21 protein-coding genes and 2 riboswitches are annotated in these 23,620 nt (G+C 71.1%); of the genes, 8 read left to right on the top strand and 13 right to left on the bottom strand.

All coding sequences use genetic code 11. The annotated features are described in order from the left end of the window. Nucleotides 1–14: 14 nt before the first annotated feature. The 3 genes from fliD to M1R94_RS07515 form a co-directional block, all read right to left on the bottom strand. Nucleotides 15–1,415, bottom strand: a complete 1,401-nt coding sequence (gene fliD / locus M1R94_RS07525; RefSeq protein WP_249381056.1) for a flagellar filament capping protein FliD — start codon at nucleotides 1,413–1,415, stop codon at nucleotides 15–17. Between the two features lie 165 nt (nucleotides 1,416–1,580). Beyond that, a complete protein-coding gene (locus tag M1R94_RS07520) occupies nucleotides 1,581–2,414 on the bottom strand; it encodes a flagellin N-terminal helical domain-containing protein (protein WP_249381055.1) in 834 nt (277 codons plus the stop codon). Nucleotides 2,415–2,613: 199 nt separating this feature from the next. Then, the gene (locus M1R94_RS07515; protein WP_249381054.1) at nucleotides 2,614–3,504 is read right to left on the bottom strand and encodes a sigma-70 family RNA polymerase sigma factor; all 891 of its coding nucleotides are present in this window, start codon (nucleotides 3,502–3,504) and stop codon (nucleotides 2,614–2,616) included. A gap of 260 nt (nucleotides 3,505–3,764) precedes the next feature. Between M1R94_RS07515 and flgN the strand changes: the two genes are divergently transcribed. From flgN to M1R94_RS07485, 6 genes are all read left to right on the top strand, one after another. Beyond that, complete coding sequence (gene flgN, locus M1R94_RS07510) at nucleotides 3,765–4,295, top strand: flagellar export chaperone FlgN (RefSeq protein ID WP_249381053.1); 531 nt, start codon at nucleotides 3,765–3,767, stop codon at nucleotides 4,293–4,295. Between the two features lie 7 nt (nucleotides 4,296–4,302). Continuing rightward, on the top strand, nucleotides 4,303–5,718 hold the full coding sequence (flgK, locus tag M1R94_RS07505) for a flagellar hook-associated protein FlgK (RefSeq protein ID WP_249381052.1): 1,416 nt from the start codon (nucleotides 4,303–4,305) through the stop codon (nucleotides 5,716–5,718). Nucleotides 5,719–5,733: 15 nt separating this feature from the next. Further along, entirely contained in the window at nucleotides 5,734–6,606 is an 873-nt protein-coding gene (flgL, locus tag M1R94_RS07500) for a flagellar hook-associated protein FlgL (RefSeq protein ID WP_308199885.1), read from the top strand. Then, nucleotides 6,603–7,064, top strand: a complete 462-nt coding sequence (gene fliW, locus M1R94_RS07495; protein ID WP_249381050.1) for a flagellar assembly protein FliW — start codon at nucleotides 6,603–6,605, stop codon at nucleotides 7,062–7,064. The genes flgL and fliW overlap by 4 nt, the downstream gene beginning before the upstream one ends. A gap of 74 nt (nucleotides 7,065–7,138) precedes the next feature. After that, a complete protein-coding gene (locus M1R94_RS07490) occupies nucleotides 7,139–8,455 on the top strand; it encodes an EAL and HDOD domain-containing protein (RefSeq protein ID WP_249381049.1) in 1,317 nt (438 codons plus the stop codon). Nucleotides 8,456–8,555: 100 nt separating this feature from the next. Further along, nucleotides 8,556–9,005: a methylglyoxal synthase gene (locus M1R94_RS07485; protein WP_249381048.1), complete on the top strand. Its 450-nt coding sequence runs from the start codon at nucleotides 8,556–8,558 to the stop codon at nucleotides 9,003–9,005. A gap of 18 nt (nucleotides 9,006–9,023) precedes the next feature. Here the strand turns inward: M1R94_RS07485 and M1R94_RS07480 are convergent, their stop codons facing one another. Then, a complete protein-coding gene (locus M1R94_RS07480; protein ID WP_249381047.1) occupies nucleotides 9,024–9,854 on the bottom strand; it encodes a DUF1206 domain-containing protein in 831 nt (276 codons plus the stop codon). Between the two features lie 249 nt (nucleotides 9,855–10,103). Then, nucleotides 10,104–10,178: riboswitch (cyclic di-GMP riboswitch) on the top strand. A gap of 16 nt (nucleotides 10,179–10,194) precedes the next feature. Here M1R94_RS07480 and M1R94_RS07475 point away from each other — a divergent pair. Next, nucleotides 10,195–10,404 (top strand): BldC family transcriptional regulator, encoded by a 210-nt coding sequence (locus M1R94_RS07475; protein WP_249381046.1) that lies wholly within the window; start codon nucleotides 10,195–10,197, stop codon nucleotides 10,402–10,404. A gap of 135 nt (nucleotides 10,405–10,539) precedes the next feature. Further along, nucleotides 10,540–10,614: riboswitch (cyclic di-GMP riboswitch) on the top strand. Nucleotides 10,615–10,630: 16 nt separating this feature from the next. Continuing rightward, entirely contained in the window at nucleotides 10,631–10,831 is a 201-nt protein-coding gene (locus M1R94_RS07470) for a BldC family transcriptional regulator (RefSeq protein WP_249381045.1), read from the top strand. Between the two features lie 9 nt (nucleotides 10,832–10,840). Here the strand turns inward: M1R94_RS07470 and M1R94_RS07465 are convergent, their stop codons facing one another. The 9 genes from M1R94_RS07465 to M1R94_RS07425 form a co-directional block, all read right to left on the bottom strand. Beyond that, the gene (locus tag M1R94_RS07465; RefSeq protein ID WP_249381044.1) at nucleotides 10,841–12,889 is read right to left on the bottom strand and encodes a beta-galactosidase; all 2,049 of its coding nucleotides are present in this window, start codon (nucleotides 12,887–12,889) and stop codon (nucleotides 10,841–10,843) included. 5 nt (nucleotides 12,890–12,894) lie between these two features. Further along, on the bottom strand, nucleotides 12,895–15,060 hold the full coding sequence (locus tag M1R94_RS07460) for a beta-galactosidase (RefSeq protein ID WP_249381043.1): 2,166 nt from the start codon (nucleotides 15,058–15,060) through the stop codon (nucleotides 12,895–12,897). Nucleotides 15,061–15,083: 23 nt separating this feature from the next. Beyond that, nucleotides 15,084–16,046: a carbohydrate ABC transporter permease gene (locus tag M1R94_RS07455; RefSeq protein ID WP_249381042.1), complete on the bottom strand. Its 963-nt coding sequence runs from the start codon at nucleotides 16,044–16,046 to the stop codon at nucleotides 15,084–15,086. Further along, complete coding sequence (locus M1R94_RS07450; RefSeq protein ID WP_249381041.1) at nucleotides 16,043–17,014, bottom strand: carbohydrate ABC transporter permease; 972 nt, start codon at nucleotides 17,012–17,014, stop codon at nucleotides 16,043–16,045. Before M1R94_RS07450 ends, M1R94_RS07455 begins: the two co-directional genes overlap by 4 nt. A gap of 64 nt (nucleotides 17,015–17,078) precedes the next feature. Continuing rightward, nucleotides 17,079–18,419: an ABC transporter substrate-binding protein gene (locus M1R94_RS07445; protein ID WP_249381040.1), complete on the bottom strand. Its 1,341-nt coding sequence runs from the start codon at nucleotides 18,417–18,419 to the stop codon at nucleotides 17,079–17,081. A gap of 45 nt (nucleotides 18,420–18,464) precedes the next feature. Next, nucleotides 18,465–19,505, bottom strand: a complete 1,041-nt coding sequence (locus tag M1R94_RS07440) for a LacI family DNA-binding transcriptional regulator (protein ID WP_249381039.1) — start codon at nucleotides 19,503–19,505, stop codon at nucleotides 18,465–18,467. Nucleotides 19,506–19,641: 136 nt separating this feature from the next. Then, entirely contained in the window at nucleotides 19,642–21,207 is a 1,566-nt protein-coding gene (locus tag M1R94_RS07435) for an aspartate:alanine exchanger family transporter (RefSeq protein WP_249381251.1), read from the bottom strand. A gap of 314 nt (nucleotides 21,208–21,521) precedes the next feature. Further along, nucleotides 21,522–22,292 carry an SDR family NAD(P)-dependent oxidoreductase gene (locus M1R94_RS07430; protein WP_249381038.1) on the bottom strand — a complete coding sequence of 257 codons (771 nt, stop codon included), beginning with the start codon at nucleotides 22,290–22,292 and terminating at the stop codon, nucleotides 21,522–21,524. 59 nt (nucleotides 22,293–22,351) lie between these two features. Next, the gene (locus M1R94_RS07425) at nucleotides 22,352–23,593 is read right to left on the bottom strand and encodes a methyl-accepting chemotaxis protein (RefSeq protein ID WP_249381037.1); all 1,242 of its coding nucleotides are present in this window, start codon (nucleotides 23,591–23,593) and stop codon (nucleotides 22,352–22,354) included. Nucleotides 23,594–23,620: the final 27 nt, after the last annotated feature.

Raw genomic sequence — 23,620 nt, 5'->3', positions numbered from 1 at the left:
CCTCACGTCCGGAGTCACGAGTTCGACCAGGAGGGCAGGGAGGAGAGCTGACCGGCGAGCCAGCTGGACTGCGAGTTCATCTTGGAGAGCATGACCTCGAGGCCCGAGTAGGTCCGCTCGAGGCCCGCACGCCGCAGGTCCAGACGGCGGTCCCATGAGTCGATCTGGTTGCCGTAGTCCTTGACCAGCGTCTCCTGGCCCTTGATCTTGTTGGTCAGGCTGCCGTCGTACTTGTCAGAGATGCTCGTGCCGGTGGTGGCCACGCGGTCGGCGATCTGGGTCAGCATCGACTGGACCTTGGCAGGGTCGGCAGCGAGGGCTGCGCTGAACTTCTCCTCGTCGAAGGTGAAGCTCCCGTCGCGGCCCAGCACGATGCCGATCTCCGCGGGGGAGTAGCCGTCGACCGGGCGCGACACCGCGTCGGAGAGGTACTGAGAGATCCCACGGATCGCGCTGTCCCCCGAGAAGATCCCGCCGGTGACCGAGGTGGTGCCGTCGGCGTTCGTCTTGGTCGTGGTCGCTGTCTTCGAGGCGATCTCGGAGAAGACGACGCCGAGGGCACCGACCAGGCCCGAGGCGAGCTTCTTGAGGGCCTCGGTGTCGCGATCGACGGTGATGGTGGTCGGGTCCTCACCAGCGGCGGTGACCTTGGAGACGGTGACGTCGACGCCGGTCATCAGGCCGGTGAAGGTGTTGGAGGACTGGGAAAAGGTCTGCTCTAGCCCCTCAACCCCCTTCCACAGGGTGATCTGTGCGTTCGCGGCCTCGCGGACGGTCGTTGCGTCGATCCGGCTGGCGGGCGTCAGGTCCGCCACGTCGGTGTGCGTGCCGGCGTGAACCTCGAAGCCTCCGGCGCTGCCGGTCGTGGTGCCGGTGAGCTGCATGCGGAAGGTCGGAGGCTCCTGCGAGACACGGACGACCGTGGCTTTGACGCCGGCGTCAGGGCTGTCGTTGATCGCCTTGGCGATGTCGCTCAGGCTGCCGGACGCCGGCGAGACCGTGACGAGGGTGTTGTCGGACTTCCTGAGGATGGTGAGAGATGGCGGCTCGCCGGTCAGCAGGCTGCCGTCGTCGGCCACGGGCGCGGTGATCGAGACACGGCTCGTCGCGACGGCGTCGACGGAGAAGGTGACCGTCCCGGGCTGCGCGCCCGCCCCGGCGGTCGCGGTGGCGCCCGGGGTCGAGCTGGTGGCCTGCCAGGCCTGCCACGAGGCGGGCTTGGCGGCATTGGTCGCAGCGTCCGTGAGCGAGGCGATACGGGTGTTGAGCCCCTGGAGGGCGGTCACGAAGGTCTGGGCGGTCGACGACTTCTGCTTGAGCAGGGTCTGCGGCATGGCCTCGGCCTGCATCAGCTGACTGATCAGCGCGGTGGTGTTCAGGCCGCTCACCAGACCGTCGACGCTCATCCCTGCCATCGGGCTCTCCTTGTGGTGCGAGGGTTGCGGCGCGTTGTGCGCCGCAGACAGCTCCGGCCGGCGGCGGGGTGACGGTCCAGGTCATCCCGCCGCCGGCCGGTGTGCAGCTGGTGCTACGTGTACTGCTGGTGGTGCAGGTGCTGCGTGGTGCTACGGCTGATCAGATCAGCGCAGGAGCGACAGGACGCCCTGCGGGATCTGGTTGGCCTGGGCGAGCATCGCGGTGCCCGCCTGGGACAGGATCTGCGCCCGGGTGAAGCTGACCATCTCCGACGCCATGTCCGTGTCGCGGATCCGGCTCTCCGACGCGGACAGGTTCTCCACCGCGACGTTGATGTTCTTGACCGTGTGCTCGAACCGGTTCTGCATCGCACCGAGCCCGGCACGCGCGGTCGAGACAGCCTCGATCTGGGTGTCGACCAGCTCGATCGATGTGAGCGCAGCCGAGGCTGAGCTGAAGTCGAGCGCGCCGAGCGCCGTGGCGACGTCACCGACGTTTGCGTCGCTCAGATCGACCGAAATCTGGTCGTTGGCGGCGGTGGAGCCGGCGCCGACCTGGAACGTCAGGGTCGCGTTGCTGCCGTCCAAGAGCTGCGTTCCGTTGAAGTTCGTCGACTTCGAGATCCGGTCGAGCTCGGCCACCAGGCTCGTCGCCTCGGTGTCGATGTTCTCCCGAGCCTTGTCGTTGTTCGAGTCGTTACCGGACTGGACGGCCAGGTCACGAACACGCTGCAGGATCGCGTGCACCTCGGTCAGGGCGCCCTCAGCGGTCTGGACCACCGAGATGCCGTCCTGAGCGTTGCGGGCAGCGACCTTGAGGCCACCGACCTGCGAGCGCAGTCCCTCGGAGATCGCGAGACCGGCGGCGTCGTCGGCCGCACGGTTGATCCGGAAGCCGGACGAGAGCTTCTCGAGCGACTTGCCGAGGTCGTTCTGGGTGTTGGACAGGTTGCGGTAGGAGTTGACTGCCGCGATGTTCTGGTTGATCGAGAGACCCATGATGGAACTCCTCCTTGATTCGGGTCGGAACTGCCGCCCATCCATGGGCGAGCACCTGTCTGATCGGCCCCCCTGGGCCGACGATGAGGTTTTCTCAGAACTTCTTTTTCGCCGGGAACGACGACGGTGGCCCACCCTGCCGGGTGAGCCACCAAGGCCTTGCTCTGTGCCGCGCGCACGAGGGCGCGCGGTGAGTGCGTCAGCCGACCGCGAGGTCGAGCTCGCGCGGCCGTCCGGCGGACACCGGCAGGTCGTGCTCCCCGCCGCGCTGGGCGGGGACCGTCGCGGCGGTCGAGGCCTGCGAGACCGCGGCGGCTCGTGCGGCGACCGAGGCGAAGTACGCCTGCCGGCGACGCTCGGCGACGCCCTCGGGGCGCTGGGTGGTGGTGACGAGCTCGGGGTCGAGGTTGGCGTTCATGCCGTCCTTGAGCAGCGCGAGGGCCTCGGTGCGCAGCTGGCTGATCCGCGACTGGGTCACCCCGAGCTCGGCGGCGAGCTCGACGACGGGACGGTCGTGGAAGAAGAGCTGCTCGACCACGTGCCGCAGCCGCTCGGGCAGGCTCTCGACACCGGCACGCAGGTAGGTCAGCTTCTCGGAGTTGATGAGCGACTCCTCGGGGCCGGCGCCGGTCTCCACGACCGTCTCGGCGATCGAGCCGTCGAAGCCCTCGATGCTCAGGATGCGCACATCGGCGTCACTGCGGGCGGTGTCGATCTCGTCGACCGGGACGCCCATCGCCTCGGCCAGCTCGGTGCGGGACGGGGCGCGACCCAGGCTGCCGGTGAGCTGGTCGGCGACGGCGGTCATCCGGCGGGCGCGCTGCCGGGCACCGCGGGAGACCCAGTCCATGCCGCGCAGCTCGTCGACCAGCGCGCCCCGGATGCGCAGGGTCGCGTAGCGGCCGAAGGGCACCCCGGTGGTCTCGTCGTACGCACGGGCCGCCCGCACCAGGGCGAGCGCACCGGCCGAGGCGAGGTCGCTGCGTGAGACGTACGAGGGGACGCGGGCCAGCATCGCGTTGACGTGGTAGCCGACGAGCGCCATGTGCTCGACGACCATCGCGTTGGTGGGGTGCTCTGTTGCGGTCACGAACGGGGTTTCGGTGGGCCTGCTAGCGCACTTGAGGGGGCGGTGCGGGTGAAGACGCCGGGGCTCCCGAAGGGGCGTTCCTGGGCACTGGACGACATCGATGCAGATGCCCGTTTCGGCCCGTGCCAAATCAGGACAATGGCCACTGCCGCCCTTTGGGAGTGTGATCCACGTCACATCTGTGCGTCTCGCCGCGGCGGGCAAAGAACTCCCCTAGCCAAAACCGTCACAATGGCCGGGCACAGGCCGATGAGCGACACATGACTGGTGCGAGAACCCTGCGCCGCACGGACCGAGGGGTAGTGGAGATGGGTCTGAACGAGCTCTCGGGGGTGCTGTGGCGTGAACGCCAGCTCCTCGAGCTCCTGCTGTTCAAGCTGGAGGAGGAGCAGCTCCTCCTCACGAGCGGTCGCACGCAGTGGCTCGGCCACGCGACCCGGGAGGTCGAGAGCGTGCTGGACCAGATCCGCACCGCCGAGCTCGGCCGTGCCATGGAGGCCGACGACGCAGCCCGCGAGGTCGGCGTGCCCGAGGGCAGCAGCCTCATGGTGCTCGCCCAGGAGGCGCCCGCACCCTGGGACGACCTGCTGCTCGCGCACCACGAGGCCTTCGTCTCCCTCACCGACCAGATCAACGACCTGGCCGAGGGCAACCGCGACCTGCTCGCGACCTCCCACCGGGCCACCCAGGAGACCCTGATGAGCCTCCAGGAGAACGTCCAGACCTACGACCCCCGGGGCAGCGCGACCTCAGCCACCGGCAGCGTGCAGCTGCTCGACCAGTCACTGTGAGGACCCCGTGAGCAGCTTCTCCGGTCTGTCGACCGCCCTGTCCTCGCTGGTCGCCCAACGCCAGGCCCTCGAGGTCTCCGGCCAGAACATCAGCAACGTCAACACCGCGGGGTACACCCGCCAGCGGGCCAACCTGACCGCTGTGCAGGCGCTCTCCGCCCCGTCCATGCACTCCTCGCGGACCATGGCCGGCAACGGCGTCAACGTGACCAGCCTGACCCGCATGGGCGACGTGTTCCTCGACGCCCGGGTGCGCGCCGAGACCTCCAACGCCAGCTTCCAGGCCGCACGCGCCACCGCGTTCAGCCGGCTCGAGTCGACCATCAGCGAGCCCACCTCGACGGGCCTGGCCTCCCAGCTCCAGCGGTTCTGGACCGGGTGGCAGGACGTCGGCAACAAGACCGACGACGCCGCGGCCCGCAACGTGCTGCTCGGCGACGCCAACGCCCTCGTCGACCAGATCGCCAGCGGCTACCGCGCGGTCGAGACGCAGTGGAACCAGCTGCGCACCGAGACCGAGACCCTCGTCACCGAGGTCAACACCACCGCCTCGGCCGTCGCACGGCTCAACGAGAGCATCCGTGGGATCACCGTCTCGGGCGGCTCGGCCAACGAGCTGATCGACCAGCGCAACGAGCTCGTCACCAAGCTCTCGGCCCTGGTCGGCGCCACCGGGCGTGAGCGCGCGGACGGCACCATGGACGTCATGGTCGCGGGCAACGCCCTGGTCCGTGGGGTCAAGGCGAACGCGATCGAGGCCGCCGGGGCGTTCACCATGAGCGCCGCGACCGCTGACACCGCTCAGCAGGTCAGGCTCGCCTGGACGGGTACGCCCCCGACGTCGCTCACCCTCGAGGGCGGCAAGCTCGCGAGCCACGTCGCCAACTTGGCTCCCGACGGCATGCTCGACAAGGCCGCGAAGTCGTGGAACGGCATCGCGAAGGCGCTGCACGAGACCGTCAATCCGGTCCACATGACCGGCCACGGCTTGGACGGCGCGGCCGGCCGTCAGTTCTTCGCCCTCGTGGTGGGCGAGCCCGAGGCGATCAGCCTCTCGGTGGCGATCACCGACCCCGACCACATCGGCGCCGGCGCCGTCGGCGAAGGCGACTACGACGGCTCGATCGCCGACAAGATCTCCCAGCTCTCCACCGTCACCGGCGGCCCGGACGAGGCCTGGCGCAGCTTCGTCGTCGACCTCGGGGTGCAGACCCGAGCGGCCGGCCAGCGGGCCGACGTCAGCGAGGTCTCACGCGCGACGGCCCAGAACCTTCAACTCTCCCAGTCGAGCGTCGATCTGGATGAGGAGATGGTGAGCATGCTGGCCTACCAGCGGGCCTACGAGGGCGCGGCACGCGTGCTCACCACGATCGACCAGATGCTCGACGTCCTCATCAATCGCACCGGCGTGGTCGGGAGATAAGCCATGATCAACCGCGTGACCCACCAGACGGTGCAGCGCACCAGCCTGGCGAACCTGCAGATGAACCTCGGCAAGATGTCCGACCTGCAGAACAAGATGTCGGGCGGCAAGGTCATCACCAAGCCCTCGGACGACCCGGGCGGCACCGCACAGGCCCTGCAGCTGAGGGCGAGCCAGCGCGCCACCGAGCAGTTCGCTCGCAACGCCGACGACGGCGCCGCGTGGCTCGCGACCATCGACTCGACCCTCAACACCTCGCTGGCCTCGCTGCGCCGCGCACGCGACCTCACCGTCCAAGGTGCCAACTCGGGTGCGTTGAACCAGACCGGCCGCGAGGCGATCGCGATCGAGATCGAGGGCATCCGCGACGCGATGCTCAGCCAGGCCAACACCTCCTACCTGGGGCGGTCGGTCTTCGCTGGCACCTCGAGCGCGGCGACCGCCTTCGCCTCGGGCACCTACGACTTCAACGGATCCTCCGGCACCGTCGAGCGGCGCATCGCCCCGGACATCACCGTCCGGGCCGACGCTGACGGCAGCAAGATATTCGGCGAGGGTGCGGCCTCGGTCTTCGCCCTCCTGGACGGGATCGCGGCCGACCTGCGCAACGGTGTCGAGGTCGGGCCGCGCCTGGCCGAGCTCGACACCCACCAGCGCGCCATCCTCGGCGAGCTCGGCGGCGTCGGCTCGCGCTACGGCCAGATCACCACCGCCCAGTCCTCGATCCAGAAGACGCTCATGGACGTCAAGTCCCAGCTGTCCGCCATCGAGGACATCGACCTCGCCGAGATCATCGTGGAGCTCCAGATGCAGGAAGTCGCGTACCAGGGGGCGCTCGGCGCCACCGCCCGGGTGCTCCAGCCCACCCTGATGGACTTCCTGCGATGAGCGCCATGGTCGCCGTCCGCACCACCGACACCACACCGGCATCGACCGCGCTTCCCACCCGCCCGGTGACGGCCGTCCTGGACTTCGTCGAGCCCCCGCTGGGGATGATGGGGCTGCGCTCCTTCACCCTCACGGCCCTGGACGAGGCCGGGCTGCTCTTCGCGCTGCGCAGCACCGAGCAGCCTGACGTGCGTCTGTTCGTCATCGCGCCGCAGCCGTACTTCCCGCAGTACTCCCCCGACATCGACCCCACCGCCCTGGCCGCCCTGGACCTGACCGCCGACGAGGCCGTCCTGCTCGTCGTGGTGCGTCCCGCGCAGGACGACGCGCCGCCCACAGCGAACCTGCTGGCCCCCGTGGTGCTCCACCCCGGCACCGGACGCGCCCTGCAGGTCGTGCTCGAGAGCGACGAGTGGCCGCTGCGAGCGCCCCTCACGGCCGGTGGCTCAACTTCCTGATCGGGAGTCGTCAACTCGGGTCCGCGCCGGTCGATCAGTGCACCAGAGGGTGCCCGCCTGACCGAGGAGTGACCGTGCTGAATCCCGTACCCGACGTCGCCGTCGTCCCGCCACCGGCAGCGTCGGCGACCGCCGTCGCACCGGCCGTGGCTGATCCGGCACCCTCGCGCACCACCGTGCACCGCGAGCCCGTGGTCGCGCTGGACGGACGCGTCGTCGGCTACGCCGTCACCGTGGGCGTCGAGCCCACCGTGGTGCCCGACCAGCAGGACACGCAGCGCCGGCGGACCGCACCACGGCCGGTGTCCGACAAGGTGCTGCACGACGCCTACATGGCCCTGGACCTGCCTAACCTGGTCGCCGACCGCTACGTCTTCCTGCCGGCGACCCCGGCGATGCTCGACGGCTTCATCCCCCAGCCGGTCGTCCCGGGTCGGCTCGTGCTGGACCTGCCCGTGGACTTCTCACGCCGCCCCGACGCCGCCCACTGCGCCGCGGCGCTGCGGGCCCTGGGCGCCCAGCTCGCCCTCACGGGCTACCAGGGCTCGGCGGCCGACGAGGCCCTGCTCCCGCACGTGAACTTCGTGGTGGTCACCCCGCACGCGGGCCTGCCGCTGCCCGCCGTGGTGCACCACGTGCACCGCTCGGGCGTGCGCGTCATCGCCCGCGACGTCCGGGACCAGGCTGCGCGCAACGAGTGCCAGGCCGCCGGGGTCGACGCCCTGCGTGGAGACTTCGGCGAGGACGGCGCGAGCTCGGTCGCCCCCGACGCCGGTGGGCCACGGGTGCTCCGCGCCGGGGAGCTCCAGTGCCTGGCGATCATGCACCTGCTGGCCCAGCCCGAGGTCGACATGCCGGCCCTCGCGCAGGTGGTGGACACCGACCCGGTACTCACCCTGCGCGTGCTGCACCTGGTCAACAGCGGCGCCTACGCCCTCCTGCACGAGGTCGACACCGTGCACCGCGCCGTGGTGCTGCTGGGCCCGCAGCAGATCAACCTCCTGGTGGCCTCCCTGCTGCTCGACGCCCGCCCCGACGCGATGGACAGCCTGTGGTTCATCCTGGCCCGGGCCCTGACCTGCGAGTCCCTGGCCGACGACCAGGCCGGCTACACGGTCGGCATGCTCTCGGCCCTGGCCGGTCAGCTCAACGTCCCGGCCGAGGCCATCATCGAGAAGGTCGGGGTCTCCCCTGCCGTCGCCGAGGCCGTCGTGCACCAGAGCGGGGCGCTCGGCTCGGTGCTCGCCGCGGTCCGCGCGCACGAGCGTCGTGACGTCACCGGGGTGGTGGGCTCGGGACTACGGCTCGAGGACGTCTCCGCGGTCTACGTCAAGGCTGTCTCCGACGCGCTCGCCACCGCCCGCGCGGTGACCCGCGAGCCGGGCCTGTGAGCCGAGCCTGGGTGTCAGGCCGAGCCTGGGTGGCAGGCTGAGCCGGATCCATGGGCGCCGAGGCTGTCGGTGCACGCGCTGATCTGGCACCGTCGTCCTCATGAGCAGCACCACCGGATCCCCCCAGCACATCGCCCTCGTCGCGCACGACAACATGAAGGTCGAGCTGCTCCGCTGGGCCGACCACAACCGCGGCACCCTGTCCGGTCACGTCCTCTACGCGACCGGGACCACGGGCACGATGCTCGAGTACGAGCTGGGCCTGCCGGTGCACCGGTTCCTGTCCGGCCCGGTGGGCGGTGACCAGCAGATCGGCGCCCGGATCGCCGAGCAGGCCATCGACATGCTGATCTTCTTCTGGGACCCCCTCGAGGCCCAGCCGCACGACCCGGACGTACGGGCGCTGCTGCGCATCGGCACCGTGTGGAACGTCCCGATGGCCTGCAACGTCGCGACGGCCGACTTCCTCATCTCCTCGCCCCTGCTGAGTGACGGCTACGAGCGGAGCCGGCCCCAGATCGGCCCACGCGAGTGGGAGACACCGGGCTGAGGGTCGCGTGGTCGGACGTCAGATCGTGCCGTACCGGGCCCGGCCGAACGAGAAGAGACCGAAGGCCGCGAAGCCGACCGCCACGACCGCGAGCAGCCACGGCCCGTACGGCTGCTGGGCCAACGTGGTGAGTGCCCCGTCCATACCACCGGCCTCGTCCTCGTCGTCGGCGACCGCTGCGACGCAGGTCAGCAGCCCCACGATGACCAGCGCGAGCCCACGGGCGACGTAGCCGACGGTCCCCGTCTTCTTGACGACCGGCTCGAGGGCGTCGTGCATGTCGTCGCGCAGCACCCGTTGGAACCGTTGCGTGATTCCGATGAAGACCTGGTAGAGCGCGAACCCGATGATGCCCAACCCGATCGCGAAGAGCAGGACCCGGCCGGGGACCGAGCCGGTGAGGATGCCCGCTCCCTCCTCGGCCTGCTCGTCACCCGAGTCCTGCCCCTGGCCGAGCACGATGCCCGCGGTGGTCACGGCGAGGGTCAGGTGGACCACGCCCTTGCCTGCGGCACGACCCTTCGCCACGAGCTGCGCGCGTCGGGACCCCGCCTGACCACCGAAGAGCGCCTCGGCGAGCTGCCACAGCCCGAGCATCGTCAGGGCGACAGCAGCGGCCCAGAGCATCACCCCGCCCGCGGGCTGGGCGGCGATCTCCCGCAGGGCACCGCTCTGGTCGGCGTCCTCGCTCTCACCGCTGCCGTCCCCGAACGCGATCTGCAGGGCGATCCAGGCGATGAGGAGGTGCAGGATGCCGACCGTCACGTACCCGGCCCGTGCGACGACCTCGACGGGTCGGCTCTGCCTGACGGACTGGACGTCGTCGGAGATGCTGCCTGGCTCGGGCATCGGCTTCCCTCCGCGGCGACCCGGCACCGGGCTCGGGGGTGCACCGGTGCGCGCAGTCCCGACTCTGCCTCCGGTGCGGGCCGGCCGCCACCGGGCCACCGCCCGCGGGACCGACCGCTCCCGGACGCCCGACGGTCACCACTCGATGTGACTCACATCACACCGCGCGCTCCTCAAGCATGTCGGGTTTGTCGCCGATAGGTGGATCTGAGGCAAAGACGCCGTTATGTTGGTGTTGTCCTCGTGACGTCACGACAAGGGCAAACCCGCTGAGAGGCGGGGACGCAAAGCCAAGGGGCCCCGCGGGGCAGCCCAGCTACCGACAGACAGGAGTCGCGCCATGCGACCGACACACACACCGTTGACCTCGACCCTCCTCACGCCGGGCGAGGTCGCCACGCTGTTCCGCGTGGATCCCAAGACGGTCACCCGCTGGGCCAACGCCGGCAAGATCACGGCCGTGCGCACCCTGGGCGGCCACCGCCGCTTCGTCGAGACCGAGATCCGCGAGCTGCTCGCCGCGGTCCCGGCCCCTCCCCGGGGCGCGTGACGCCGAGCCCACACACCGGCCCAGTGTGACGCAGATCACACTGGCAGGTCCTCAAGGATGTCCGCTTTGTCGACGATGACAGATCTGAGGCAAGAGACCGGTATGCAGGGATCACCGCCTCAACCGCAGCACCGTCAGCGACAAGGGCAAACCCGCCGGAAGGTGGGGACGCAAAGCCAGGGGCCCCTCAGGGGCAGCCCAGCCACCGAACGACAGGACACCTCTCATGGCCAGCACCACCGTCTCCACCCTGCTCACCCCGGGCGAGGTCGCCACGCTCTTCCGCGTGGACCCCAAGACCGTCACCCGCTGGGCCAACGCCGGCAAGATCACCGCCGTGCGTACTCTCGGCGGCCACCGCCGCTTCGTCGAGGCCGAGATCCGTGGCCTGCTGACCACGGTCCCCGCGCCCCAGTCCGGCGACTGACGGTCCACCTCACCGACGCAGCACGACCACCCCGCCTGCGGGGACGCTGACCGGACCCGGGTGCGCCCGACCGGTCAGCAGGTCGGTGCCGGCCGCCTCGACCGTGCCCTGCGCCCCGGTGTGGTTGATCGCGAAGACGTACTCGACGCCCTCGCCCTGCCGCACCGTGACCTCGGTCCCGGCAGTCGCCGTGACGGCCGCGCTGACGCCCGACGCCGTGAGCACGGTGTCCAGGACGGCGGCCCGCCCGCCCGCGTCGAGCTCGGTGCTGACGTACCACGCGCTCCCCCCGCCCTGCTCGCACCGGGTGATCGCCGCGAAACCCGCGCTCGGCCCGTCGGAGTAGGTCGCGAGCACCGTCGCACCGTTCGCCACCACGGGCTCTGACCACAGGCTCCCGGTCCAGGCACCCAGGCCAGCCCCCTCGAGCCTGACCTCCTGCCCGGGCAGCAACGGTCGGAACTCCTCGACCCGCACACCCAGGAGATCGCGGAACGCACCGGGATACCCACCCAGGCGCACGTGGTCGTCCTCGTCGGCGATCCCCGAGAAGTAGGTCACGACCAGGTGGCCCCCGGCCCGCGTGAACGCGGCGAGGGCCGCGGCGTCGGCGTCACGGACCAGGTGCAGCATCGGCGCCAGCACCACGCGGTATCCCGCCAGCTCCGTGCCGCGCGGCACGACGTCGACCCCCACCCCCGCGTCCCACAGGCTGCGGTACCAGGCCTGCGCCGTCCCGCGTGCCGACAGCAGCGCGCTCGGGTGGGCGTCGAGCTCGGCAGCCCACTCGTTCTCCTGGTCCACGACCATCGCGACCCGGTTCCGCACGGTCGACCCGCTCACCTCGGCCAGGCGCCGCAGGTCCGCGCCCAGCCCGACCACCCCACGCCAGAGCTCGCTGTCGGTGCCGGCGTGAGGGAGCATCGCCGAGTGGTACTTCTCGGCGCCTGCCGCCGAGGCGCGCCACTGGAAGAAGCACACCGCGTCCGCACCACGAGCCACCTGGGTCAGGCTGTTCCGTCTCATCTGGTCCACCGGCTTCGCGGCGTTGACCGGCTGCCAGCTGACCGCGCTGGTCGAGGACTCCATCAGCATCCACGGCTGCCCACCGGCCAGGCCTCGGGTCTGGTCGGCGCAGAAGGCCAGCTCGACATGCGCGGACGGGTCGTGCGCCATCATGTAGTGGTCGTTCGAGACCAGGTCGAGGTCGCCGGTCCACGTCGCGTAGTCGACGTCACGGAAGTGGCTCATGACCATGAAGTTCGTGGTCACCGGCACCTCAGGGGTCACCCGGCGCAGCACCGCCGCCTCGGCCCGCAGCTGGTCGCGCAGCGCGTCGCTGGAGAACCGCGCGAAGTCCAGCTGCTGGGTCGGGTTGGAGAAGGACGGCGCGACCCGTGGTGGCTCGATCTGGTCCCAGGCGCCGTACCGCTGGCTCCAGAAGTCCGTGGCCCACGCCCGGTTGAGCGTGTCGAGGTCGCCGTAGCGCCCCTGGAGCCAGCGCCGGAAGCCGCGAGCGCTCAGCTCGCTGTAGCACCGCCCGTTGTGGCACCCGAGCTCGTTGGACACGTGCCACATCGCCAGCGCGGGATGGTTGCCGTAGCGGTCGGCCATCCTCTCGACCAGGTGCAACGAGTGCTCGCGGTAGACCGTCGAGCTCGGGGACCACGCCTGCCGCCCGCCCTGGCTCAGCACCGTCCCCGACCGGTCCACCGGGAGCATCTCGGGGTGCGCGGTGGTCAGCCAGGCCGGTGGTGAGGCGGTGGCGGTCGCGAGATCCGCCGCGATGTCGTGCGCGTGCAGCAGGTCGAGCACCTGGTCGAGCCACTCGAAGTCCCAGGTGTCCGGGTCGGGCTGGATCCGCGCCCAGGAGAAGACCCCGACGGTGACCAGGTTGACCCCCGCCTCCTGCATCAGACGGACGTCCTGCTCCCACACCTCGGGTGGCCACTGCTCGGGGTTGTAGTCCCCTCCGAAGCCCAACGGCCCGTTCTGTCCCGCGGACGCGGTGCCACGACGCGCACCCTCGGGCCACCGGATCCAGCGTTGCTGCACCATCGCGCTCACTCCTCGACCAGGACGCGCACGTCCCACGGGCCCAGGGTGACCTCGTGGCCACCCTCGACGACGACGTCCGCGGACAGGGCGTCCCGGACGGTGCAGGGGACCACGACCGTCGCGGGGTCCCAGGACCAGTTGTGCACCACGCGGACCCGGCGACCCTGCGCCGACGTCGCCGAGGACACCGTGACCGAGCCCGGCTCGACCGCGGCCGCGCGCCAGGCGTCCTGGTCGACCGGCACGAGCCAGGAGACCAGGGAGCGGGACAGCTCGGGGTCGGGCACGGTGCCCACCGTCGTCACCCTGCCCGCGCCGTGGGAGGCCGTGACCACGGCGGGCCAGGTGCCCAGGTGCGGGTGCTCGTAGCGGGCGAGGACCTCCGCCCCGGCCACGACGAGGCCGTCGGCCCAGCCGGTGGCGTGGCCACCGGACCCCAGGTCCGCCCCGGAGGCGTGCACCACGACCGGCTCGTCGAGGTTGGTGAACTCCTGGTAGGTGACCCCGGCTGCCTCCGCCAGACGGGCGGGCTTGACCTCGAGCCGCGCACGGGCCTCGGTGTCGGCGTAGGCCGAGCGCGGGCCGAGCACCAGGTGACCCCCGGCCTCGGCGTAGCGCCCCAACCAGTCGAGCAGGTGGTCCGAGGCGACGTACAGCGCCGGGACCAGCAGCACGGGCAGGGTGCGGGCGACCTCGACCGGGTCCATCAGGTCGGACGCGTCGCCGGTCGTGCCGCCGTCCGACCCGGGCTCCTCGCCCAGGATCGTGACGTGGGAGCCGTCGTCCACGAGCTGGGTGTCGTGCACGATCCGGACCGGGACGCGGGCGTCGAAGGCCCCCCGGTAGAAGGCCTCGACGATGCGCTCGTAGGAGCCCTGGTCGGGCTCGGAACCGCGGGTCAACGCCGGCTGCGCGGCGAGCCCCCACTTCGAGGCGTGCGAGTAGAGCAGGCCCACCCCGGCGTCGGGGACGAGCCCCGCCACGAGGTCACCGGCCCCGGTGATCTCCGCACCGAGGGCCGCGAGCTGCTCGTAGACCCTGCCCGGCACCTGGTCGTGCGGGAGCACGCCGACCCAGTACGTCTCGGTGCCGTAGTGCAGCGTGTGCCAGTTCCAGTACTCGATCATCTGCGCGCCCCGGGCGATCATCGCCCAGGCCACCTGACGCCACTGGCCGTCGTAGGCCGGGTAGTTCATCGCCGGCCCGCCGATGGCTCCGGCGTTGGTCTCGGTGACCAGGAAGGGCTCCTGGCGCGAGGAGAACATCCGGTCGGCGCTGTGGAAGATGCTCCAGGTCCCCGAGGTCGTCCAGCCCTGGGGTGCGACGGTGGTGTCGGGCAGTCCCAGCGAGTCCTGCATCGCGTAGTACGGGTTGCCCGCGGTGACGTCCAGGGTCGCGGTGAGCGCACGGTCGTCCAGAGCCGGCCGGGTGTACGACAGGCAGGTGGTCACGAACACCTCGGGTGGGGCGATCTCCCGGACGATCCGCGCCTGCCAGTCGATGAACTCGGTGGTCAGCCGTGCCTGGAAGCGCCGCCAGGCCAGGTCGTACTGGGGCTGGGCGTTGCCGTCCGGGGTCCACAGGTCGGCCCAGGTGGACAGCCGGTGCGACCAGTAGGTGAGCCCCCACGCCTCGTTGAGCGTCCCGACGTCGCCGTAGGTGTGCCGCAGGTCGTCCACGAACTGCTCGAACACGCCGTGGTTGTGCAGCAGGTGCAGCCCGGGCTCGTTGTCGACCTGGACGCCGATCACCGCGGGATGGTCCACGTAGCGGCCCACGACGGCCCGGATGATCCGCTCGGCGTGGAACCGGAAGGCAGCGTGGGTGAGGTCGACCTCCTGGCGTGCGCCCCAGCCGATGCGCGCCCCGGTGGCCCGCTCCCCCGCGATCTCGGGGTACCTGCGGGCCAACCACGGCGGGACGGCGTAGGTCGGGGTGCCGAGCACCACGTGGATGCCCCGCTCGTGCGCGCCGTCGACCACCGGGGCAAGCCACTCGAGGTCGAGCACGCCGTCCTCAGGCTCCCAGGTGCTCCAGGTGGACTCACCGACCCGGATGACCGAGAACCCTGCCTCGACCATGAGGTCGAGGTCGGTCTCCAGCCGGGGAGAGGGCTGGTACTCGTGGTAGTAGGCCGCGCCGAACAGGACGGGTCGGGGAAGGGGGTGCATGAGCGAGGTGGTCCTTTCTGAGGTCACTGCTTGACGCCGCCGGCGGCCAGGCCCGACTGCCAGTACCGCTGCAGGAAGAGGAACGCGACGATCAGCGGGATGATCGAGACGAACGACCCGGTGATCACCATGGAGAACAGGGCCTGCGACCCCGAGCCCGCCTGGGAGGTCGACTGCCACTGGGCCAGGCCGACCGTCAGCGGGTACCACTCGGGGCTGCTGAGCATGATCAGCGGCAGGAAGTAGTTGTTCCAGGTGGCGACCAGGGCGAACAGCAGCACCGTGACGAAGCCCGGGGCGAGCAGCCGCAGGGCGATGCTGAAGAAGATGCGCGCCTCGCTCGCGCCGTCCACCCGCGCCGCCTCGAGCAGCGAGTCGGGCACGGCGCCGGCCGCGTAGACCCGCATGAGGTAGACGCCGAACGGGCTGACCAGGGACGGCAGGATGATCGCCCACGGGGTGTCGGTGAGTCCCACGCGGGCGAACAGCAGGTACGTCGGGATGGCGAGGGCCGTGAGCGGGATCATGATCGCCCCGAGGATGCCCGCGAACAGCACCGTGCTCCCGCGGAAGCGCAGCTTGGCGAAGGCGTACCCCGCGGCCGTCGCGAGGCCCGCCGCGCCCACGGCGCTGACCACCGCGTAGAACACCGTGTTGCGGGTCCAGACCAGGAAGATCCCGTTCTGGAAGGTGAACACGTCGCGGATGTTCTGCAGCAGGTTGAAGTCGTCGGCGAACCACAGCCCGAACGAGGTGAACAGCCCGGTGTTGGACTTGGTGGACGCCACCGCGAGCCACCACAGCGGCAGCAGGAAGTAGGCGACGGCGCCTAGGACGGCGATCGTCAGGATGGTGCTGGGCGAGCCGTGGACCGAACCGCGGCGGCGCCGCACCCTGCCCCCCGGTCCGGGAGGGGGCGGGGCGCCGTCGGCCGGGTCGTGAGCCGTGCCGACCGTGGGGTCGGCGGCCAGGGGCTGGGAGGTCATGAGCGGCGCTCCTTCCGCAGGGCGCTGAGCTGGACGACGTAGGAGACGGCCATGATCACGGTGCCGAGCAGGAAGGCGATAGCGGCTGCGTAGTTGATCTCCCTGCCGATGAAGGCGAGGTTGTAGGCGTAGAGGTTCGGGGTGTAGCCGACGCCGATGACGTTCGGCGCGATCGAGCGCAGGATGTTCGGCTCGTTGAACAGCTGGAACGTGCCGATCACCGAGAAGATCGTGGTGAGCAGCAGAGCCGGCCGGACCGCGGGGATCTTGATCGACCAGGCCACCCGGACCTCGCCCGCGCCGTCGACCCGGGCGGCCTCGTACAGCTCGGTGGGGATCGCCCGGAGCGCGGCGAAGATGATGATCATGTTGTAGCCGACGAAGCTCCAGGTGACGATGTTCATGATCGAGTAGAGCATCACCTCGTGACTCAGGAACTGGGGTGGTGCCATGTCGAGCGCGCGTGCGACCTGCGCGAACGGCCCGAAGTCGCGTCCGTACAGGTAGCCCCACATGAGGGCGGCGATGACGCCGGGCACCGCGTAGGGGACGAAGATGCTCAGCCGCACGAAGCGCTGCAGTCGTAGCCGCCCGCTGTCCAGGATCAGGGCGAAGACCAACGACAGGGTCAGCATGATCGGGACCTGGATGAGCAGGAACTGCACCATCCGCATCACGCCGTCCAGGAAGGTCTGGTCCTGCACCGCGCGGACGTAGTTCTCGAGCCCGACGAACGACGTCGCGCCGATCAGCCGCTGACGGAAGAACGAGAGGTACCCCGAGTACGCGAGGGGGACCACGAGCATCGCGACGAAGACGATGAGGAACGGGAGCACGAAGAGGTACGCCGCGCGCTCCTCACGACGCCGCATCCCGGTGTCGTGCGGAGCGCGGTCCCGCTCCCCCTTCTGCCGGCCGGGAGGCCGTGACCCCGGACGGTCCTTCTGCTGGGTCTCGGTGCTGGACATCGTCGTCCACACCCCTTTCGGTGAGGGGTGGGCGGGCCGCCACCGGCCCGCCCACCCGTGGGGGTCACTCGACGGTGAAGCCCTGCGACTCGGCGTACTGGATGACGTCGTCGTTCCAGGCCTGGAGGGCGGCCATCATGTCGCCACGGTCGGCGATGGCGCTGCCGACCGTCTCCCCGAACGAGGAGTACACGTAGTCCATGAACGGCAGCCACTCGAAGTCGACCTCGACGGTCTCGGAGATCTCCGCGAACTTCCGGTTGACCTGCTCACCGCCGTAGAACTCCGACTCCTCCTCGAGGAAGTCGGCGTCCTGGAGGATCTCGTTGGACGGCGGGAAGAGGAACTGCTCGTTGGCGAACCGCAGCGCCGGCTCACGCTCGACGTTGATCCACCGGGCGAGCTCCGCAGCAGCGATCGGGTTCTCGGTCCCGCTGAGCACCGCGTTGGTCGACCCGCCCCAGTTGCCCGAGACGTTCTGACCCTCCTCCCACTGGGGGATCTCGGTGGCGCGCCACAGGCCGCTGGTGTTGCCCGCCGTGCCCTGCAGGAAGACCGGCGCCCAGGCCGCCGTCGGCCAGCTCGCGTACACGCCGTTGGCCAGCCCCTGGTACCACTGGTCGGTGAAGTCCGGGTCGACCGCGACCAGGTCCTCCTGGATGAGGTCCTGCCAGTACTGGGTGACGCGCTGGACCTCGGGGCTCATCAGGTCGATCCGGACGGTCTCCTCACCGTCGTAGCCGAAGGGTCGGGCTCCGGCCTGCCACATGAAGCCGGCGAACTGGCCGGGGTCGTTGCCCGGCATGTTGGTGATGTACCCGTCGGGGTTCGCCTCGCGGTAGGTGCGCGCCGCCTCGGCGTACTCCTCCCAGGTGGTGGGCACCTCGATGCCCGCCTCGGCGAAGAGGTCCTCGCGGTACAGCAGGCCCAGCGGGCCGGTGTCCTGGGGGATGGCGTACAGGGCGTCGTCGACCGTGACCTGCGACCACACCCACTCGGGGTAGTTGGCGGAGAGGTCCCCGACGTACGGGGCGAGGTCCAGGAGGTTGTCGCCCAGCCGGAAGGACGAGATGTACTGGAACTCGATCTGAGTGACGTCCGGGAAGCCCGAGCCGGCCTCCAGGGCCGTGCGCATCTGCTGGTAGTGGTCGGCGCCCTGGCCGACGTTCACCACCTCGACGTCGATGGCCGGGTACTCCTCCATGAACATGTCGACCTGGTTCTGGATGTCGGGCACCCAGGTCCAGAACGTCAGGCTCGTGTCGGTGGTCATCGCGGCCTCGAAGTCGTCCTCGGCGACCTCCTCCGCGGGGCCGTCGCCGTTGCCGCAGGCGGTCAGTGCCAGGGCGCCTGCCAGGGTCGTCGCCGTGAGGGCGACGAGCCGTCTCGTGCTTCTCGGGTGCATGTCACTACCAACTTCCTTGTAGGTGTGCTGATGCTCGGGCGGTGCTCAGTCGGGAGCGGTTCGGGGTGCGGGTCCTGAGCTGGACCGGATGACGAGGTCGACGGGGATCGTGGTGGTGCCGTGGCTGGACTCCTCTCCGGTGATCGATCGGACGAGCTCGGCGACCGCGCGACCGGTGGTCACCTCGAAGTCCTGTCGCACGGTGGTCAGCGGGATGAGCAGGTAGCCCGAGTCGGGCTCGTCGTCGAAGCCGACCACCGAGACGTCCTGGGGCACGCGACGACCTGCCTCGACCAGGGCGCGCATCAGACCGATCGCCATCTGGTCGTTGGCCGCGAAGACGGCCGTGACCTCGGGGCGGGCCGCAAGCTCGAGCCCGGCCTCGTAGCCGGCCCGCGCCGTCCAGTCCCCGCTGATCGGCTCGGGCACGGGCGCACCGGCCGCCACGAGCGCCTCCCGCCAGCCCTCGAGGCGGGAGTTCGCCGAGAACCACGAGTCCGGCCCGGCGACGTGCCAGACCGTGCGGTGCCCCAGGGCGAGCAGGTGCTCGGTCGCCAGACGGGCCCCGCCGCGCTGGTCGGGGGCGACCGCGGGGCAGGTGAGGATCCCGCTGAGCGGGTCGCCGACGCTGATCGCGGGAATCCCGTGGAACGCGTCGGGAGCAAGATCTTCGACGGTGATCGAGCCGGCGAGGACGATGCCCTCGACGCCGTGGTCGACGAGGCGGTCGATCGCCCGCCCGAGCTCCTGTCCCGAGCTGCCCGCGGTGGAGACGATGACCACCGAGTACCCGGCGGTCCAGGCGGCGCGCTCGATGCCGAAGAGCTGGGCCGTGGGGCCGTAGAGAGCCGTGCCGGGGGTCACGATGCCCAGCACCCGGGTGCGCTGGGTGACCAGGGCGCGGGCGGCCGGGTTGGGTCGGTACCCGAGCGAGGCGATCGCGGCCAGGACCCGACCACGGACGTCGTCGCTGACGTTGGGGGCGTCGTTGATGACGCGGGAGACCGTCTTCTGGGAGACCCCGGCGAGACGCGCGACGTCCGTCATCACGGGACGTCCGGCCGTCCGGGCGGTCTCGAGGGTCATGCGCTCGCCTTCGGTTGACTGCGCTGTCATTCCGTTGACTACGTAGTCAACGCGCCCGAATCGTGCCGGGTCAAGGCCTGTGACCGAGTTGTGATGTCCAGGCCCGGTACTGGTCCGGGCAGGGTCTCGCGGCCGGTCAGAGGACGACGAGCACCTGGACCAGCAGGATCTTGACGATGATCCCCAGGGCGAAGAGCGCCGCGTACCCCGCCTCGACGCGCTCGTCGACCACCCGGGACGCCGCATGGGCCAGGATCGCCGGCTGACCGACGAAGCCCGCGAGCGCACCGGCCGCGCGCGGCGCGCTGGCCCCCGCGGCCCGGGCCCCCACCACGAACAGCACGCTCGACACCCCGACGACCGCCAGGGCCAGCACCGCGACCCGCAGACCGGTCCCGGTGAACGCCTGGGCGGCGAAGGCCTGCCCCGAGGAGAGCCCCACGGCCGCGAGGAACAGCAGCAGCCCGAGCTGGCGGATCGTCAGGTTCGCGGCCAGCGGCATGCCCCACACCAGCGGGCCGCTGCGCTCGAGCCTGCCGAGCACCATCCCCACGATGAGCGGCCCGGCAGCCGACCCGAGCGCGAACACGACGCCGCCGGGCAGCGGCACCGTGACCAGCCCGATGAGCAGCCCCAGACCCAGACCGACCCCCACGGTGATCGCGTCGATCTCCGAGACGCGCCGCTCGGAGTCCCCGAAGAACTCCGAGACCCCCTCGAGGCGGTCGCGCGGGACGACCGCGAGCACCCGGTCACCCAGCTCGAGGGTCAGGTCGTCGCGGGCCAGCAGGTCCAGGTCACCGCGACGCACCCGGGTCACCACGCCATCGAACCGACCGGCCATGTCGAGCTCGGCCACGGTGCGGCCAGCGACCCGGCGGTCGGAGACCACGAACCGTTGGTTCTCGACCGAGGTGCGGTCGTCGGCGAGGTGCTCGGTGAGCCGACGTCCGAGGTGCCCGACGGCGAGCGCGACCTCCTCGCGCGGACCGACGACCACGACCCTGTCCCCCGGCTGGAGCTGCTCGTCGGGGGTCACCACGCGGGTGCGCCCCTCCCGCGAGAGGTACGACATCCGCACGGCCTGCTCGGCGAACCCCGGCACGTCGCCGAGCCGCACCACCCGGTCGACCTCGGCCGTCGCCGCCTCCAGACCGACCCCGGCGGCGGGCTGCGGGTCGCGACGGGCCGGCCAGCGGCGGCTCACGGTCGCACCCACCACGAGGATCGCCACGACCACGCCGATCGGGTACGCCAGCGAGTAGCCCACGGCCGGGACGTCGTCCCCCGCGGCCGCAGTCGCCGCGGCCAGCGCCGGTGTCGAGGTCAGGGCTCCGGTGAACGCCCCCGCGGCGAGCGGTCCGTCCACCCCGAGCAGCCTGCCGACCACCGCGGCGGTGGTGGCCGCGACCAGCAGCACGGCGACGCCGACCCCCATCAGCGGGAGCTGGCGACGCAGGTCCCGGAAGAAGGTGCTGCCGGCCGCAAGACCGACCGTGTAGACGAAGAGGGCCAGCCCCAGGGTCTGCACCAGCACCAGACCCTCACCGAGCCGCGGGTCCAGGGCGCCCAGCGCCAGCCCGACGAACAGCGCCCCCGCCGCACCGAAGCGCACCGGCCCCACCGGCACCGCACCCACAGCCGTCCCCAGGGCGACGACCACGAACAAGGTCAACAACGGCGACGCCGCCAGCACCTCCATCACCACCACCCCACGACCGTACCGACTGCCCGCCCGCACACCCCCGGCCCGCCCGCGAGCCCGCCCGCCCGCACCCGCGCCCGCCCGCACCCGCGCCCCCAGAGCCCGGGCCCGGGACAGCCCGGCGTCGAGATGGGGGTTTCCGTCGCTTTCCGCAACGGGATAGCAGCGGAAAGCCCGATCTCGGGGTTGACCACGGGACCAGGGGGCTGGGGCTGGGGGTGAGGGGGCTGGGGCTGGGGGTGAGGGGGCTGGGGGGGTGAGAGGGGTGGAGGGGTGTGAGGGGTGTGAGGGCTGGGGCTAGAGGGCTGGGGTCAGCGGGCGGTCCAGCCGCCGTCGATGAGCAGGGTGTGACCGGTGATCAGGGAGGCGGCGGGCGAGACGAGGAAGACGACGGCGCCGGCGACCTCGACCGGACGGCCGATGCGGTGCAGAGCCGCGATGCGTTCGACCACGTCGGCACGGAAGGCCGGGTCGTCGAGCACGGGGCGGGTGCCGTCGGTCTCCACGAAGGTCGGGGCGACGTTGTTGACGGTGATCCCGCGCGACCCCCACTCCACGGCCAGGCAGCGGGTCAGGTGCGCGATCCCGGCCTTGGTCATGCAGTAGACGGACTCCTCGGGCAGGGCGATCTCCCCCGCCTGCGAGCCGATCATGACGATGCGGCCGTAGCCGCGCTCGAGCATGTGCCGGCCCACGTACTGGCTGGTGAAGTACGTGCCCTTGAGGTTGACCAGCAGGGTGCGGTCGAAGTCCTCCTCGGTGACGTCCTCGGCGGGGTTGCCGGGGGCGATGCCCGCGTTGTTGACCAGGATGTCGATCGACCCGAAGTGCTCGACGGCGGCGTCGACGGCGGACCGCACCTGGGTCAGGTCGGTCACGTCCATCTGCAGCGGGAGCACCCTGCGCCCGAGGGACTCGACGCGCTCGACGAGCTCGCCGCCGGTGGTCACGTCCCGCAGCCCGAGGGCGATGTCCGCGCCCGCCGCGGCCAGCGCCAGGGCGGTGGCCCGACCGAGCCCCCGCCCGGCGGCCGTCACCAGTGCGGTGCGACCGCTCAGGTCGAAGCTGGGCAGCTCATCCATGCGGGACTCCTCGGGGTGGTCGACGGCGTCGGCCCCCGCAGCCTCGCACAGGGTCGCTCTCAGGGGCCCTCGACCAGCCGCACCCAGCCGACCAGGCTGTCGGTCAGCGCCGACGCCGCACCGGTGTACCCGTCCGAGGCGCCCATCAAGGCCGTGGCCTCCTCACGTCGTCCGGAGACCGCTGCCGAGAGCACCGCGCCGGCAGACCGGTGGAACGTCGCGTGCTGCTTGGTGACCGTGGCGGTGCGTGCGGCGTCGAGCCTGGCCGCCTCCCCCGAGTGCAGCCACGTGCCGAAGGCGCACACGTCGTCACGCCCGGCCGTCGCGAGGTCGACCCCCTCGGGCCGACGGCCGGTGTCGATCGCCTCCCGGAGCCGCTTCTTCCAGGCGGCGTGCGCCGCGATCGCCTTCCGCAGCGGGTGCACCTCGACGTCCGCGCCGATCCCGGCGACCTCCGTCTGGCTGGCCTGGACCACCGTGCTGAGCCGCTCGAGCCACTCACGGGACCGGGCCATCGCCTCGCCCGCGACGCGCGCCGCGTCGGCAGAGGCGGCGACCGACCGGCTCATCTCGGATGCGGCCTGCGCCGTGCTGGACGCCGAGCGGGTGATCTCCCCGATCGCCGCGGTCTGCTCCTCGACGGCCGAGGCGATCGTCGCCTGGAGGTCCTCGACCCGGGCGAGGACCGCGCCGATCCGCGCGACCGACTCGCCGACGGCCAGGCAGTCGGCCGTGAGGACGGCCAGCTGCTGGCCGATCTGCCCGGTCGCGTCACTGGTCTGCGCGGCGAGGTCCTTGACCTCCGCGGCGACCACCGAGAAGCCGCGGCCCGCTGCCCCTGCTCGCGCCGCCTCGATCGTCGCGTTGAGGGCGAGCATCCTGGTCTGGTCGGAGATCCCCGTGACCGTCTTGAGGACCCCGCCGATCTCGGTGCTCGAGGACATCAGGCGGGTGACCGCGGACTCGACCGTCCCGGTGACCTGGGAGGCCTCGGCCGCGACCGTCGCGGCCTCCGTGGCGGAGCGGGCGACCTCCTGCATGACCGCCGACATCTGCTGCACGGCGGAGGCGACCGACGTGGCCTCGGCGTCGACCTGGGTGGTGGCGGCGCTCGCCTGCTCCGCGGCGCCGGCCGTCGCCCGGGTCGACTCGTTCAGGCGACCGAGGCTCTCCGCGAGGTCCTCGGCGGCGAGGTTGATGTCGTCGTTGTGCCCCAGCAGCCGGCGCACCGCACCGCTGGTGACCATCACGGAGCCCTGTTCCTGGCTCGGTCCGGCCAGGGTCGTCGTACGTCGAAGCATCGTCGCCAGCTCTCGTTCTCGGTGTCG

The sequence above is a fragment of the Actinotalea alkalitolerans genome (assembly GCF_023369855.1).
Taxonomy (GTDB): Bacteria; Actinomycetota; Actinomycetes; order Actinomycetales; family Cellulomonadaceae; genus Actinotalea.
The sequence above is the reverse complement of the archived record's forward strand: the minus strand, read 5'-3'. Positions and strand labels throughout refer to the sequence as shown.

What these genes read in the sequence shown, in the direction of transcription:
- fliD (WP_249381056.1), bottom strand. Translation starts at nt 1,415, where the DNA reads ATGGCAGGGATGAGCGTCGACGGTCTGGTGAGCGGCCTGAACACCACC.
- M1R94_RS07520 (WP_249381055.1), bottom strand. Translation starts at nt 2,414, where the DNA reads ATGGGTCTCTCGATCAACCAGAACATCGCGGCAGTCAACTCCTACCGC.
- flgN (WP_249381053.1), top strand. Translation starts at nt 3,765, where the DNA reads ATGACTGGTGCGAGAACCCTGCGCCGCACGGACCGAGGGGTAGTGGAG.
- fliW (WP_249381050.1), top strand. Translation starts at nt 6,603, where the DNA reads ATGAGCGCCATGGTCGCCGTCCGCACCACCGACACCACACCGGCATCG.
- M1R94_RS07485 (WP_249381048.1), top strand. Translation starts at nt 8,556, where the DNA reads ATGAGCAGCACCACCGGATCCCCCCAGCACATCGCCCTCGTCGCGCAC.
- M1R94_RS07480 (WP_249381047.1), bottom strand. Translation starts at nt 9,854, where the DNA reads ATGCCCGAGCCAGGCAGCATCTCCGACGACGTCCAGTCCGTCAGGCAG.
- M1R94_RS07475 (WP_249381046.1), top strand. Translation starts at nt 10,195, where the DNA reads ATGCGACCGACACACACACCGTTGACCTCGACCCTCCTCACGCCGGGC.
- M1R94_RS07470 (WP_249381045.1), top strand. Translation starts at nt 10,631, where the DNA reads ATGGCCAGCACCACCGTCTCCACCCTGCTCACCCCGGGCGAGGTCGCC.
- M1R94_RS07465 (WP_249381044.1), bottom strand. Translation starts at nt 12,889, where the DNA reads ATGGTGCAGCAACGCTGGATCCGGTGGCCCGAGGGTGCGCGTCGTGGC.
- M1R94_RS07460 (WP_249381043.1), bottom strand. Translation starts at nt 15,060, where the DNA reads ATGCACCCCCTTCCCCGACCCGTCCTGTTCGGCGCGGCCTACTACCAC.
- M1R94_RS07455 (WP_249381042.1), bottom strand. Translation starts at nt 16,046, where the DNA reads ATGACCTCCCAGCCCCTGGCCGCCGACCCCACGGTCGGCACGGCTCAC.
- M1R94_RS07450 (WP_249381041.1), bottom strand. Translation starts at nt 17,014, where the DNA reads ATGTCCAGCACCGAGACCCAGCAGAAGGACCGTCCGGGGTCACGGCCT.
- M1R94_RS07445 (WP_249381040.1), bottom strand. Translation starts at nt 18,419, where the DNA reads ATGCACCCGAGAAGCACGAGACGGCTCGTCGCCCTCACGGCGACGACC.
- M1R94_RS07440 (WP_249381039.1), bottom strand. Translation starts at nt 19,505, where the DNA reads ATGACCCTCGAGACCGCCCGGACGGCCGGACGTCCCGTGATGACGGAC.
- M1R94_RS07435 (WP_249381251.1), bottom strand. Translation starts at nt 21,207, where the DNA reads ATGGAGGTGCTGGCGGCGTCGCCGTTGTTGACCTTGTTCGTGGTCGTC.
- M1R94_RS07430 (WP_249381038.1), bottom strand. Translation starts at nt 22,292, where the DNA reads ATGGATGAGCTGCCCAGCTTCGACCTGAGCGGTCGCACCGCACTGGTG.
- M1R94_RS07425 (WP_249381037.1), bottom strand. Translation starts at nt 23,593, where the DNA reads ATGCTTCGACGTACGACGACCCTGGCCGGACCGAGCCAGGAACAGGGC.